The 14,741-nt window shown below is 44.9% G+C and carries 12 protein-coding genes; 9 read left to right on the forward strand and 3 right to left on the reverse strand.

Going from position 1 to position 14,741, the window contains the following annotated elements:
- Positions 1-93: 93 nt before the first annotated feature.
- Complete coding sequence (glmS, locus tag ACY2VT_RS09585; protein WP_461879757.1) at positions 94-1,956, forward strand: glutamine--fructose-6-phosphate transaminase (isomerizing); 1,863 nt, start codon at positions 94-96, stop codon at positions 1,954-1,956.
- A 77-nt stretch (positions 1,957-2,033) separates the two neighbouring features.
- On the opposite strand, the gene ACY2VT_RS09590 is transcribed toward glmS, so the two are convergent.
- Positions 2,034-3,431 carry an ATP-binding protein gene (locus ACY2VT_RS09590; RefSeq protein ID WP_461879726.1) on the reverse strand — a complete coding sequence of 466 codons (1,398 nt, stop codon included), beginning with the start codon at positions 3,429-3,431 and terminating at the stop codon, positions 2,034-2,036.
- Positions 3,432-3,816: 385 nt separating this feature from the next.
- Here ACY2VT_RS09590 and ACY2VT_RS09595 point away from each other — a divergent pair, with 385 nt between their 5' ends.
- Positions 3,817-5,403, forward strand: coding sequence for an AAA family ATPase (locus ACY2VT_RS09595; protein WP_461879727.1), 1,587 nt, complete (start codon positions 3,817-3,819; stop codon positions 5,401-5,403).
- A gap of 51 nt (positions 5,404-5,454) precedes the next feature.
- Here the strand turns inward: ACY2VT_RS09595 and glf are convergent, their stop codons facing one another.
- Positions 5,455-6,567 (reverse strand): UDP-galactopyranose mutase, encoded by a 1,113-nt coding sequence (gene glf, locus ACY2VT_RS09600; protein WP_461879728.1) that lies wholly within the window; start codon positions 6,565-6,567, stop codon positions 5,455-5,457.
- A gap of 447 nt (positions 6,568-7,014) precedes the next feature.
- Here glf and ACY2VT_RS09605 point away from each other — a divergent pair, with 447 nt between their 5' ends.
- From ACY2VT_RS09605 to ACY2VT_RS09625, 5 genes are all read left to right on the forward strand, one after another.
- Entirely contained in the window at positions 7,015-8,601 is a 1,587-nt protein-coding gene (locus ACY2VT_RS09605; RefSeq protein WP_461879729.1) for an AAA family ATPase, read from the forward strand.
- A 79-nt stretch (positions 8,602-8,680) separates the two neighbouring features.
- The gene (locus ACY2VT_RS09610; protein ID WP_461879730.1) at positions 8,681-10,117 is read left to right on the forward strand and encodes a lipopolysaccharide biosynthesis protein; all 1,437 of its coding nucleotides are present in this window, start codon (positions 8,681-8,683) and stop codon (positions 10,115-10,117) included.
- Between the two features lie 137 nt (positions 10,118-10,254).
- Positions 10,255-11,436 (forward strand): ATP-binding protein, encoded by a 1,182-nt coding sequence (locus ACY2VT_RS09615; protein ID WP_461879731.1) that lies wholly within the window; start codon positions 10,255-10,257, stop codon positions 11,434-11,436.
- Positions 11,437-11,450: 14 nt separating this feature from the next.
- On the forward strand, positions 11,451-11,705 hold the full coding sequence (locus ACY2VT_RS09620) for a helix-turn-helix domain-containing protein (RefSeq protein WP_117804762.1): 255 nt from the start codon (positions 11,451-11,453) through the stop codon (positions 11,703-11,705).
- A 5-nt stretch (positions 11,706-11,710) separates the two neighbouring features.
- Positions 11,711-12,295 (forward strand): VanZ family protein, encoded by a 585-nt coding sequence (locus tag ACY2VT_RS09625; protein WP_461879732.1) that lies wholly within the window; start codon positions 11,711-11,713, stop codon positions 12,293-12,295.
- Between the two features lie 77 nt (positions 12,296-12,372).
- On the opposite strand, the gene ACY2VT_RS09630 is transcribed toward ACY2VT_RS09625, so the two are convergent.
- Positions 12,373-13,260 (reverse strand): DegV family protein, encoded by an 888-nt coding sequence (locus ACY2VT_RS09630; RefSeq protein WP_461879733.1) that lies wholly within the window; start codon positions 13,258-13,260, stop codon positions 12,373-12,375.
- Positions 13,261-13,474: 214 nt separating this feature from the next.
- Here ACY2VT_RS09630 and udp point away from each other — a divergent pair, with 214 nt between their 5' ends.
- Both udp and ACY2VT_RS09640 read left to right on the forward strand, forming a co-directional pair.
- A complete protein-coding gene (udp, locus tag ACY2VT_RS09635; RefSeq protein WP_055220432.1) occupies positions 13,475-14,251 on the forward strand; it encodes a uridine phosphorylase in 777 nt (258 codons plus the stop codon).
- Positions 14,252-14,292: 41 nt separating this feature from the next.
- A complete protein-coding gene (locus ACY2VT_RS09640; RefSeq protein WP_461873361.1) occupies positions 14,293-14,724 on the forward strand; it encodes a cytidine deaminase in 432 nt (143 codons plus the stop codon).
- The last annotated feature ends 17 nt before the right edge of the window (positions 14,725-14,741 follow it).

The following is a 14,741-nucleotide window of genomic DNA, read 5'->3' on the forward strand; positions in this document are numbered from 1 at the left end:
TGCAAGCTTAACCGCCTGTACTTTGTACTCGTGATCGTATTTACGTTGACTTCGTGCCATAGTTGGGCACCTCCTTATTCTCTTGATTATACTATGAAATCCTTGAGAATAGGCTGTCAACTTTATTTATACACCATCATGGATGGATTGGCTAAACTGGAATACAGAGGATATGATTCGGCAGGCCTTGCTGTCCGTGATGGAGAAAAGCTTGCTGAAGTTGTAAAATCCAAGGGACGGCTGAGCAATTTAATTGAAAAAACGGATTCGGGAAAAGCTTTAAAGGGAACCTGCGGTATTGGACATACCCGCTGGGCAACGCATGGTGAGCCAAGCCAGACAAATGCACATCCGCATGTCTCCGGAAATTGCAGCAGATCCGGATCTGGTGCTGTAGAGTCCGAAGTGGTCGGTGTACATAATGGTATCATTGAAAACTATACAGAGCTGAAAGAAAAGCTTTTAAAACATGGATATACATTTTACAGTCAGACAGATACTGAGGTTGTCATTAAGCTGGTAGATTATTATTACAAAAAATATAAACTTGGACCGATCGATGCGATTGCAAAAACAATGGTGCGTGTCCGTGGATCGTATGCTCTGGAACTGATGTTCCGTGATTATCCGGGTGAAATCTGGGTGGCACGAAAAGACAGTCCAATGATTATTGGTATCGCAGATGGTGAAACTTATGTAGCATCCGATGTACCGGCAATTCTGAAGTATACAAGAAATGTATATTATATTGGAAATCTGGAATTTGCCAAATTAACACCGGGGGAAGCACATTTCTACAATCTTGATGGTGATGAAATTGAAAAACAGACTACTGAGATTAAATGGGATGCAGAGGCTGCAGAAAAAGCTGGTTTTGAGCATTTCATGATGAAAGAAATCCATGAACAGCCAAAAGCAGTTCAGGATACTCTGAATTCTGTGATTAAAGACGGAGCAATTGATCTTTCAGCAGTAGAAATTACAGAGGAAGAGATTCAGAATTTTGAGCAGATTTATATTGTGGCCTGTGGTTCCGCATGGCATGTAGGGATGGCTGCGCAGTATGTTCTGGAAGATCTGGCAGATATTCCGGTAAGGGTAGCGCTGGCATCGGAATTCCGTTATCGAAAAATGCCATTGAATCAGAAAGCTCTTGTCATTGTAGTAAGCCAGTCGGGTGAAACGGCAGATACTTTAGCTGCGCTGCGTCTTGCGAAAGAAAAGAATATTACTACGATGGCGATTGTAAACGTGGTGGGAAGCAGTATTGCCCGCGAAGCGGATAAAGTATTCTACACCCTTGCCGGACCGGAAATTTCTGTTGCTACGACAAAAGCATACAGCGCACAGCTTGTTGCTATGTACTGCATTGCAGTTCAGTTTGCAAAGGTGAGAGAAAAAATTACAGAGGAACAATACCATTACTATATTTCTGAAATGCTGACACTTCCGGAAAAAATTCAGAAAATCCTGGAGGATAAAGAACGGATCCAGTGGTTTGCAGCAAAATATGCGAATGCACATGATGTGTTCTTTGTAGGACGCGGAATCGACTACGCTGTCTGCCTGGAAGGAAGTCTGAAACTGAAAGAAATTTCTTATATCCATTCCGAGGCGTATGCAGCCGGAGAACTGAAACACGGCACGATCAGTCTGATTGAGCAGGGAACACTTGTGATCGGATCCCTTACGCAGAGTGAGCTTTACGAAAAAACAGTCAGCAACATGCTCGAGTGCAAGAGCCGTGGAGCGTATCTGATGGGCCTGACGACGTATGGAAATTATGAGATTGAAGATCAGGTGAATTTCGCAGTGTATGTGCCGAAGGTCGATGAATATTTTGTCGGAAGCCTTGCGGTGATTCCGCTGCAACTGATGGGTTATTATGTTTCTGTAGCAAAAGGTCTGGACGTGGACAAACCGAGAAATCTGGCAAAGAGTGTTACGGTAGAATAAAAAATATCGGAGAATGCCGTTTCAAAACGGACGGCATTCTCCGAACACTTTAATTGCCTGTTCAGGCAGTTCATGATTTAGCAGTAGAGCTCCTCCAAAGTGATCAGATGAACCTCTCCCTGCTCCTGTGCCTGAAGAAGTCCTTCTGTAAATCCACCTTTGGAAAAGATATAGTAGTGATAACGATTTCCATTTCCAAACACGGATGCATAATTTTTAATCAGCTCAAGCTCGTCCACGCCAATCTTCTCATTTCTATATTTGCACGAACCAATGATATATTCCTTTCCCTCTACCGGTGTTCCGACAATATCTATCTGTATCTGCTTTTTCTCTTTTGGATCGGTGCCCCACCACTGCCCGATCTCACTCAGCTCAATCGGTAAATCATCACAATAATAAAGCAGGTAATCCTGACACATCTTTTCAAAAATAAGTCCCATATAATCATGCAGATGCTGCTTCACAGCATGCGGATACGTCTTTGCAATTCTGCCGGAATCGATCGCACTTACGTTAGCTGGTACAAAGCGATACCAGAAGCGGAAAAAATGATCCGCTAACAGGTAAATCGTTTTTTTGCCTGGTTTTTCTGTAATTGGTGTTTCCTTTTTCACAATACCAAGATCAATCAGCGTTTTCAGATATTTCGAAACAATTGAATTTTCCTCTCCGACCTTCAGCTTAATATCGTTCATACGGGAAGCGCCCTCTGCAATTGCCTTGATAATGGCATTGTAGATTGCCGGCTCTCGAAGCTCCTGTTTCAGAAGATTTCCAGGCTCCTCGTACAGATAACTGGAACGGTCGAAAAAATTGTCCAGCAGTGCTTCATCTACACTGCCTTTCACATCTAATTTATTAATATAATGAGGAACTCCGCCCGTAATTCCATAAATCAACGAATTCTCTTCTGCTGGCAGATGTGGATGGAATACCGCTGTCTCTTTGTAATCCAACGGTTCAATCTTAAACTGTGCTGTTCGTCTGCCGTACAACGGGCTTTCATTCCCAAGCACCTGATTTTCCATAAAACTCATAGACGAACCGCAAAGAATCAGATACATTTTTGATTCCGTCCACTTGTGATCGATGATATGCTGCAGCATGGCAGAAATGGCGGGCTTTGCTTTTGCAAGATACGGATACTCATCCACAACAAAAACGATTCGTTCTTCCTTGGAAAGTGTTGTTAACTCATCCAGTGCAGCATCATATGACTGAAATTCCGGTGTCGTTTCCATATCCGGCCGTTCAAAATTCATAATAGCCTTTGATAGAACTTCCAGATTTTCTTTTCCGGTCGTGTTTAATGCAGAAAAGAAAATGGTTGGTTTATCTTTGCAGAACTCATTGATCAGGGCAGTTTTTCCAACACGCCGTCTGCCGTAGATAACGATGCATTCAAATTTGTCACCTTTGTATCGCTTATTTAGTTTTCTAAGTTCCTCTTCACGACAATAAAACTGGCTCATCAATTTGCCTCCTATAAATACACTCACGAGTTAGTAACTCGTGAGTTACTTTCTTTCACGCTAGTTACCAGACCCTCTTACAATTTTCATTTGCTGGAAAATTGCTTTCATTATCCAGTTTTCTGGAATATTTGGATTGAAATAGTACTACGTTTAACCGGGAATCCTGTGCTTCTGCAATGTCCATTCTGCTCACCTAACCTCTCTTTTTACGCTATCTTAAAATTATAGCAAATATTGACGTTAACAACAAGGTATGGCAAGTAGAGTTTCTGATATTGTTTCAAAATTTTAGCAGATGAAACCACAGTGCCTTTCTATTCCCCTAAAAATATGCTAATATATAACTACCATATATGCAGAAAGGGGGCCATATAATAATATCATGGGAAGATTTGTTAATCCAGGCGGCAGCGCCTTTCAGACTGCTCTGAATTCAGAAATATACGTGGACAAGACTGGCTTGATTGAATACACCAATCGTGTGCTTGGCACAACGGATGCTTATATTTGTAATAGCCGGCCGCGCAGATTTGGAAAGTCCTATGCTGCGAATATGCTGGCTGCGTATTACAGCAAGGGTACGAGTTCGGAAGAAATGTTTTCGGATTTGGAGATTAGCAAAAACGTCGATTTTCGAAAACATCTGAATCAATATGATGTTATTCACATAGATATTCAATGGTTTCTGACAAATTGCAGGAATTCTGATCAGGTCGTAGATTTTATTACGCAGAGCATATTGAAAGAATTAAGAGAAATCTATCCGGGAGTTTTTCCAACAGAGGAAGAATCGTTACCGGAAGTGCTGTCGATTATCCGTGAAAAACTGGGATATAAGTTTGTCGTGATTATTGATGAGTGGGATATTCTGATTCGCGATGCTTCTGCTGATCCCAAAATTCAGGAGCAATATATTAAATTTCTGCGTGGTATGTTTAAGGGAACTGAGCCCACAAAATATATTCAGCTTGCATACCTTACTGGAATATTACCAATTCGAAGAGAAAAAACGCAGTCTGCGTTGAATAATTTCCGGGAATATTCTATGCTGAATGCAGGGCCGCTTGCTTCCTATATTGGTTTTACAGAGGCGGAAGTAGAGAAGCTCTGTAAACAGTATCATCAGAATTTTGCAGAAGTAAAGCGGTGGTATGATGGCTATCAGCTGGGAAATTATCATGTGTACAATCCTAATGCTGTTGTCAATGTGATGATGGAGGGAAACTTTCAGAGCTACTGGTCTGGGACGGCTTCTTACGATACCATTGTTCCGTTGATCAATCTGGATTTTGATGGATTAAAAACTGCAGTGATTGAAATGTTGTCCGGCGCTGCGATTGAAGTAGATGTGGGATCCTTTCAAAATGATGTTTCAAAAATCTACAATAAGGATGATGTCATTACCTATTTAATTCATCTGGGATATCTGGGATATTCCAGCACGTTTCGAAATGCGTTCGTGCCGAATGAAGAAATCCGCCAGGAGCTGAACCGTGCGACCAGAAGGAAAAAATGGAATGAAATGCTTCTGTTTCAGAAAGAATCCGAAGAACTGCTGAATGCAACGCTGGATATGGATGAAGAAACGGTAGCGGATCAGATCGAAAAAATTCATGAAAACTATGTTTCTGTTATTCAGTATAATAACGAAAATTCTCTCAGCAGCGTATTAGCACTGGCTTATTTGAGTGCCATGCAATATTATTTCAAACCAGTTCGTGAACTGCCGACGGGGCGCGGATTCGCAGATTTTGTATTTCTCCCGAAACCAGAGTACCGAATGGACTATCCTGCCCTGCTTGTGGAACTGAAATGGAACCAAACTGCAAGAACTGCAATAGCGCAGATCCGGGAAAAGAAATATCCTGAAACGATCGAAAGTTATACGGGAGATATTTTACTTGTTGGCATTAACTATGATAAAAAGACGAAAGAGCATCAGTGCTTGATCGAGAAGTATGAAAAATAGCAAGATACGCAGAAATCCTGAGCCTCAGAGGGGGCTCAGGATTTCTGTCTCTTATGCTAATTCTCTCTCACACATCTCCAATACAGACGCAATAACCGCATCCATATCATAATACTTATATTCTCCCAGTCTTCCACCGAAGATCACTTTAGATTCTGTCTCTGCCAGTTTCTTATACTCTGCATATAATGCACCGTTTTTCGCATCATTAACAGGATAATACGGCTCATCTCCCGGCTTCCATTCAGAGCTGTACTCGCGGCTGATAATGGTTTTCGGCAGTTCGTTGCCGTCTTCATCTTTTCCGAATTCAAACCATTTGTGCTCAATAATTCTGGTCCATGGGGTTTCACGGTCTGTGTAGTTTACTGCAGCATTTCCCTGGAAATTCGGAATGTCTAATGTTTCGTTTTCGAACTGAACAGATCTGTATTCCAGCGTTCCTGATTTGTAATCGAAATAAGCATCGATTGGACCAGTATAAACGACTTTTTCTGCCAGGGCATCTAATTCTTCTTTATGCTCCAGATAATCGGTATTCAGGCGAACTTCGATACCATCTAAGATCTTTTCTACCATTTTGGTATATCCACCCATCGGAATTCCCTGGTATAATGCATTAAAATAGTTGTTGTCGAAGGTTAATCTTACCGGCAAACGTTTGATAATAAATGCCGGGAGCTCTTTACAGTCACGTCCCCACTGTTTCTCGGTATAGCCTTTTACCAGCTTTTCGTAAATATCCCGTCCAACAAGAGAAATTGCCTGCTCTTCCAGATTCTGCGGCTCGCCGGTAATTTCTTTTTTCTGCTCCTCAATTTTTGCAGCAGCTTCTTCCGGTGTTACAACACCCCACATTTTATTAAAGGTGTACATATTGAACGGCATAGAGTATAATTCGCCTTTATAGTTTGCAACCGGTGAATTCGTAAAACGGTTGAACTCTGCGAACTGTGTGATATACTCCCATACTTTTTTATTGTTTGTGTGGAAAATATGAGCACCATATTTATGTACGTTGATGCCTTCCTGTTTCTCTGTGTAGATATTGCCTGCGATATTTGGACGTTTGTCCACTACCAATACAGATTTACCGGCTTTTTTTGCTTCGTGCGCGAAAATTGCGCCGTAGAGGCCGGAGCCGACTACTAGATAATCATACATGTTATTTTTCCCTTTCTTTACTCTTCAATTAGAGTATAATTTCAGAAATTTAAAATTAAAAAACGCCTACTGTCTTATACCTATTGTTTTATATTAACACAAAACTCAAAAGAAAAGAAGAGCATTGGTGCCAGACTCTCTTACAATTTCGGACTCACCATTTTCATTTACATTTGGAAATTATCATTTAAAAACCTCAATAATATATCAAATCTTCGAAAGACAGCAGCCATTGTCCGACCGTCAATGTCGTCCAGATTGTTCTGGTTGAAGTATATTTATAAATGATTTTTAAATGGTTGATATGGGGGAGAAAAGAAGCTATACTGAAAAGAGACGAAAAAGGGAAAATGTTGTTTGAGTTTACGGTCGCCCTCTGAGGGGCGTGAGTTGCAATATGTTACAAGTCATGTATGCAAAGCTCAAAAGAAAGGAGCCAATAATACAATGGGAAGATTCGTTAATCCAGGAAGCAGTGCATTTCAGGCAGCTTTGAATTCAGAAATTTATGTGGACAAGACAGGTCTGATTGAATATACGAATCGAGTTCTCGGCACGACGGATGCCTATATTTGCAATAGCCGCCCACGCAGATTTGGAAAGTCGTATGCTGCAAATATGCTGGCAGCGTATTATAGCAAAGGTGCAAATACAGAAGCAATGTTTTCAAAACTGGAGATCGGTAAAAGTGCCGATTTTCGAAACCATCTGAATCAGTATGATGTCATTCACATGGATATTCAGTGGTTCCTGACAAATTGCAGAGATGCAGCGCAGATTGTGACTTTTATTACGCAAAGTATATTAAAAGAACTGAGAGAACTCTATCCAGGAGTATTCCCGATGGAGGAAGAATCATTACCGGAAGCATTATCAATTATTCGAGAAAAATTGGGATATAAGTTTGTGGTGATCATTGATGAGTGGGACGTTTTAATTCGTGATGCGTCTGCCGATCAGAAAGTACAGGAACAATATATTAATTTCCTGCGTGGTATGTTTAAGGGAACGGAACCGACCAAATATATTCAGCTTGCATATCTGACAGGGATTCTTCCCATTAAGAAAGAAAAAACACAGTCAGCACTGAATAATTTTGATGAATTTACGATGCTGAGTGCAGGAAATCTGGCACCATATGTGGGTTTCACCGAAGAAGAAGTACAAAATCTTGCAGAAAAATATCATCAGGATTTTGAAAAAGTAAAGCAATGGTATGACGGTTATCTGTTAAATGACTATCAGGTGTACAATCCAAGGGCCGTTGTTGGTCTGATGAGAAGAGGGGAATTTAAGAGTTACTGGTCAGAAACAGCTTCTTATGATGCAATTGTTCCGCTGATCAATATGGATTATGATGGATTGAAAACAGCAATCATTGAAATGATCTCTGGTGCAGCAGTAAAGGTAAATACGGCAACCTTTAAAAATGATATTGTAAATATTCGGTGTAAAGACGATGTATTGACGTATATGATCCATTTAGGGTATTTGGGATACGATGAAGCCAGAAAGCTTGCATTTGTACCGAATGAAGAAATACGGCAGGAACTGACAACAGCGGTGGAGAGTAAGACATGGAATGAAATGCTTAAATTTCAGCAGCAATCGGAAGAACTGCTGAATGCGACCCTGGATATGGATGGAGCAGCTGTTGCAGAACAGATTGAAAATATTCACAATGCATATGCTTCTGCAATTCAGTATAATAATGAAAATTCACTCAGCAGCGTTCTGGCCCTTGCCTATCTGAGTGCGATGCAGTACTATTTCAAACCAGTTCGGGAACTGCCGACAGGCCGTGGATTTGCAGATTTTGTATTCCTTCCAATGCCGGAGTACAGAATGGATTATCCGGCATTAGTCGTAGAGCTGAAGTGGAACAAAAGCGTCAAAACAGCTCTGAATCAGATCAAAGAAAAGAAATATCCATCATCGATTCTGAGCTATACAGGGGATATTTTAATGGTTGGAATCAATTATGATAAAAAGAATAAAGTGCATCAATGTCAGATAGAGAAGTATGTGAAATAGTCCAGAAACCCCTCTTGCAGTCCCCACCATTTTGTGTTAACATAAGACACGCAAATAACCCAAACAGCAAGGAGTTTACATGAACATTACCTCAAAATACCGTTCTCTCTCCGTCCAGGCGAAGGCGGCGCTTTGGTTTACGATCTGCAGTTTCTTACAAAAAGGCATTTCGTTCATCACCGTTCCGATTTTCACGCGTCTGATGAGCACCGAGGAGTACGGAACCTATACGGTTTATCTGTCCTGGCTGCAGATTTTGACGATTATGACATCGCTGTATTTATTTAATGGTGTTTATGACAATGCGATGGCAAAGTACGAGAAGCAGCGGGATGAATATACATCTGCAATGCAGGGACTGACGCTTGTGATTACGGGCGCGGTTTTTGCATTGTATTGTTTTACATCGGGTTTCTGGGAGAAGATTTTAAATCTGCCGAAATCCATGATTCTGCTGATGTTTCTGGAAGCGCTGCTGAGTCCGGCGCTTTCCTACTGGTCGGGGCGGCAGCGGTTTGAGTATCGGTACCGGATTCTGGTCTGTGTGACGATTCTGCAGGCGCTGATGAACCCGATTGCGAGCCTGGTGCTGATCCGCATGAATGGCGGTACGGCCATGATGCGGATCTTAGGTATCGTCGGGGTGCAGGTCTGCATCTGTGTGCCGATTATTGTGTTCCAGTTCTGCAAAGGAAAAGAGTTTTTTTCGAAAGAATACTGGGGCTATGCGCTGCGGATCGGGATTCCGATTGTGCCGCATTATCTGTCCGGCATTATCCTGAACCAGGGCGACCGCATCATGATCGACAAGATGGTCGGAAAGACGGAGGTTGCGCTGTACGGGCTGGCGTACAGCATTGGTATGCTGGTGCAGCTTTTCATCAGCGGTATGAACAGTGCATTGACACCATGGATGTACAGCAAGATCAAAAAGGGCGACATCCGCTCGATGCGGAAGGTGCTGCAGCTGCTGAGCATTGTAGTGGTCGGCATAGCCGTGGCGCTGATGCTGATCAGTCCGGAGCTGGTGCTGATTTTTGGATCACCGAAGTACCGTGAGGCGGTATACGTCATTCCGCCGGTGGCAGCGAGTGTATTTTTTATCTTCATTTATAATATTCTTTCGATGCCGCAGTTTTATTATGAAAAAACACAGTTTCTGATGGTGGCATCCATGGCTGCGGCGGGAGCGAATGTGGTGCTGAACTTTATTTTTATCCGCCTGTTCGGTTACATCGCGGCCGGTTACACGACGCTGGCATGCTATATGCTGTATTCAGTCGGTCATTATATTGTGAGCAAACGGATTCTGGTGAACGAAGGAATCCAGGAAAATCTGATGAATCCAGGATTTCTTCTGGCGTGCTCCGCTTTTCTGATTGGAGCAAGTATCATCTGCAATCTGATTTTCCCGTACAGAATCCTGCGTTACGCGATTCTGCTCGCAAGTGCAGGGCTGGTCTTCTGGAAGAAAGAACTTCTGCTGAAGACGATGGCGGATATCCGGAAAAAATAAAAAAGTGGGGGAGGATTTGAAACGAATGTTCAGAGACTCCCCGTTTTTGTGCGTTTTTTCTTGACAGTCACAGAAAAAACGATACAATGAAAGAATGAAGAAAAGTAAGGCATTTTAATTAGAAAAGGAAAAATTACATGAGTACCAGTATTTCAATAAAAGAACTAAAAGAGCTCGATCCGTCAAGCTATCAGATCGTCGATATCCGCGATGCGGTAGAGATCTCCCACGGCGCGATTCCGGGAGCGCTTGTGATGAAGACAGAAGAAATCGAGACAAGTGATGCGATTGACCGGAGCAAAAAGACGATTATCTGCTGCAGCCGCGGCCGGTTCAGTGTCGCAGCGGCGGAAGAATTACAGGAAAAAGGCTGGGACGCTGTGAGCCTGGAGGGCGGTTACATCGCCTGGCTGATGGACGTGATGAGCGCGCCGGAGGAGCAGGACAAGGCAGCTGATGTCGAGAAGAGTCTCCGCAAGAAGTTCAAAAAGGCGATCTGGTCCAAATTTACGAAAGCGATCAATACGTACGAGCTGGTAAAACCAGGCGACAAAATTGCTGTCTGTATTTCCGGCGGAAAAGATTCGATGCTGATGGCGAAATGCTTTCAGGAGTTAAAGCTTCACAATAAATTTGATTTCGAAGTAAAATTCGTTGTCATGGATCCGGGATACAGCCCGGAGAACCGCAAAGTGATCGAGGACAACGCAAAGAGTCTCCACATTCCGATCACCATTTTCGAGACAGACATTTTCGATTCGGTCTACCATGTGGAAAATTCCCCGTGTTATCTCTGCGCGAGAATGCGCCGCGGCCATCTGTATCATTTTGCACAGCAGCTCGGCTGCAACAAGATTGCACTCGGCCATCATTACGATGATGTCATCGAGACGATCCTCATGGGAATGCTCTACGGTGCGCAGGTGCAGACGATGATGCCGAAGCTTCACAGCATCCACTTCGAGGGCATGGAGCTGATCCGCCCGCTGTATCTGGTGCGTGAGGATGACATCAAGGCATGGAGAGATTACAATGGTCTGCATTTCATCCAGTGTGCCTGCAAGTTTACGGACACCTGCACGACCTGCAATAACGAAGAGAACCGCTCGAAACGTGTGGAAATCAAGGAACTGATTAAGAATCTGAAAAAGGTGAATCCGTTTGTCGAGAGCAATATTTTCCGCAGTGTGGAGAATGTCAATATTGATACGGTGGTCGGCTATAAGCAGCACGGCATCCGCCACAACTTCCTGGAAGGATACGACGACAATCCGGGCTATGTGCCGGAGGCAGAAAAAGCGGCGGCGGAGACGGAATAAAAAGAAGGAACTCTATGCACAGAAAAATAGAAGAAACGCCGGAGCGGGAGAAAATGCTGATCCGGCTGAAAGAGCTCCGTCTGGAACGCGGTTATTCGATGACACAGGCGGCGCGGAAGATTTTCAGTCACCCGGACACCTACAACCGGTATGAAAAAGGCATCCGTGAGATCCCGCTGGATTCGCTGATGCTGCTGGCGAAGACGTACGACTGCAGTCTTGACTATCTGGCAGGTGTTTCAGACCGGCCGCGAAAATATGGAAGGTGATGCAGATGGCAATTCCTCTTTATCTGACAACGATTGAACAGGATATTTTTGATACATTCCGGTATCTGCCGCATGCCGTTGCGGTTGGTGTCGGCTTTGTGACGGTTGCGGCGGCGTGGAAAAATCAGCAGATCCAGAAGAAGCGGAAACGGCTGGAGCAGTACCACGCCATTCATGGTGCCCAGCTTCTGCTGTGGTTTCTGGTAGCAGTTTATTTTGCGATGATGCTTTCGATTACACTGCTTTCCAGAGAGCCGGGTTCAAGAACGGGCGTGGATCTGAAACTGTTTGAAACCTGGGGAAGCCAGAGACTGCCGGACCGGTATTTTGTGGAAAATATTCTGCTGTTTCTGCCATTCGGTGCATTGCTGCCGGCGGCAGTGCCGTTTCTTCGGAGATGGTGGTGTTGCGTGTACGCAGCATTTGCCACAAGTATGATGCTGGAAACCGTGCAGCTTTTAACAGAACGCGGTTTCTGCCAGCTGGATGACGTTGTGACGAATACGCTCGGAGCGGCCATGGGATATCTGGTGTTTGCGCTGGTGTGCAGATGGTGGAGAAACAGAGAAAACGGAAAAAAGATTTTATAAATGGATAGTAAAAAGGCTCTGCCCATTTTGGACAGAGCTTTTTCGTTTCCTGTTTTTTGCATAGAAATGCAAGAGGGTTAATCCACCCGTTCTTTCCCCCAGAAAAACAGCGCGACTGTTCCAGGCCCGGTGTGGCTGCCGATGGTGGTTCCGATGTTGTTGATCTCGACTTTTCCGTTCAGATGCGGGAAGCGTTCCTCGACAAGATCTGCAACGGCCCGCGCATCGTCATAGCAGGCGGACTGGGAAATGTAGCATTTGCCGGAGTAGGAGAGGCCGCCCTCGGCGTTTTCTTCCATCTGGTCGACGATTTTTTTGATGACTTTTTTCTTGGTACGGATTTTAAACCGCGGAATCAGACGGCCTTCGTTGTCCATGTTGAGCAGCGGGCAGATGCCGAGGAGGCCGCCGATTGCGCCGGAGGCTTTGGAGATGCGGCCGCCGCGCACGTAGAAGGTGAGGTCCGTGGAGAAGAACCAGTGATGGACTTTGAGGCGGTTTTTCATCGCGAAATCGAAAACCTCTTCCAGCGGTTTTCCTTCATCGCGCAGGTCGGCAAGGCGGTCCATCAGAAGACCGTAGCCGGAGGAAGCGCCGAGGGAATCCACGATGAGGATTTTCCGTTCCGGGTAGCGCTCTTCAAGGTCGGCTTTGGCGATCATCGCAGAATTCAGGACACCGGAAATGCCGGAGGAGAGGCAGACGTGGAGAATGTCTTTGCCGTCCTGCAGGAATGTTTCAAAATAGGCCTCAAACTCATCGGCATTCACCTGGGATGTTTTTGTGGAAGCGCCGGCGGCCATGGCGGCATAGAACTGATCGAACGGCATGGATTTGCCGAGATCGTCCGCGTACTCGGTGTCATTTAATTTGTAATGGAAACAGATGTATGAGATTTCTCTTTTGGAAAAATGTTCTTCGGTAAGATCTGCCGTAGAGCAGCAGCTGATGACATAGGAACTCATAAAATAATCCCTCCTCGTAAAGATGAAAGTAAGAACTCTGGTTTCTGTGCCTATTGTAGCATCCCGAATGGGAAAAGGCAACCGCGAAACGTGATTATATCCGTAATGAAAGGGGCGGTGAAATGGTGTCAAGCCTTGTATTTGCGGTGCGGCCTGTGGTAGAATAGAACTATGAGAATACGAAAATACAAAAATGCAAAGGAGGTTTTTGCATATGCAGAATTATTCAGGAGAAGAAGGGCTGCAGTATCATCTGCAGATCCGAAAAGGCGATGTGGGACGGTACGTGATTCTGCCGGGAGATCCCAAACGGTGTAAAAAAATTGCAGCTTACTTTGAGAACCCGGTGCTCGTCGCAGACAGCCGGGAATTTGTGACTTATACGGGTACTTTGGACGGTGTAAAGGTTTCCGTTACATCTACCGGCATCGGCGGTCCGTCGGCTTCCATCGCGATGGAAGAGCTGATCCAGTGCGGCGCCGATACGTTTATCCGCGTCGGAACATGCGGCGGTATGGCACTCGATGTAGAGGGCGGCGATATCGTGGTGGCAACGGGAGCGATCCGTGCGGAGGGAACGTCAAAGGAATACGCACCGATCGAGTTCCCGGCGGTAGCAGACCTTACCGTGACGAATGCGCTGGTGCAGGCGGCAAAGAATCTGGGGAAAAAATGGCATGCGGGCGTGGTACAGTGCAAAGATTCCTTCTACGGCCAGCACGATCCGGAGCAGATGCCGGTCGGTGATGAGCTGCTGAAAAAATGGGATGCATGGATGAAGCTTGGATGCAAAGCGTCAGAGATGGAATCGGCGGCACTCTTTATCGTGGCAAGTGCCCGCGGCGTCCGTGCCGGATCGGATTTTCTTGTGATGGGAAATCAGGAGAGAGTGAAACGCGGCATGGAGAACCATATTACGCACGATACGGAAGGTGCGATTCAGGTAGCCATCGAGGCGCTGCGGATTCTGATCCGGGAAGACCAGAAATAAGAAAGAAAAAATAAGGGGATACTGGAAAGGGGATGCTGGATATGAAACAGGAAATCAGCACAGAAATAAAACAGGAGCTGGTAAAACAGGCTCTGGCGGCGCGGAAATTTGCGTATGTGCCGTATTCGAAATTCCGCGTAGGTGCGGCGGTTCTGGCAAAGAATGGAACGATTTATACCGGTTGCAACATTGAAAATGCGGCGTATACACCGACAAACTGCGCGGAGCGCACCGCGGTCTTCAAAGCCGTATCCGAGGGCATAACGGAATTTGACGCGATCGCCGTCTGCGGCGGCCCGGGAGAGGCAGAGCCGGAGGATTTCTGTACACCGTGCGGTGTCTGCCGTCAGGTTCTGCGGGAATTCGTTGATCCGAACGAATTTCTCGTCCTTCTCTGCAAGGGCGACGGTTCCTGGAAAGAAATGACACTCGAGGAGCTGCTGCCGATGGGATTCGGAAAAGAAAATTTATAAACAGAAGCCGGACAGAA

It is taken from the genome of Fusicatenibacter sp., from assembly GCF_050872605.1.
Lineage (GTDB): Bacteria > Bacillota > Clostridia > Lachnospirales > Lachnospiraceae > Fusicatenibacter.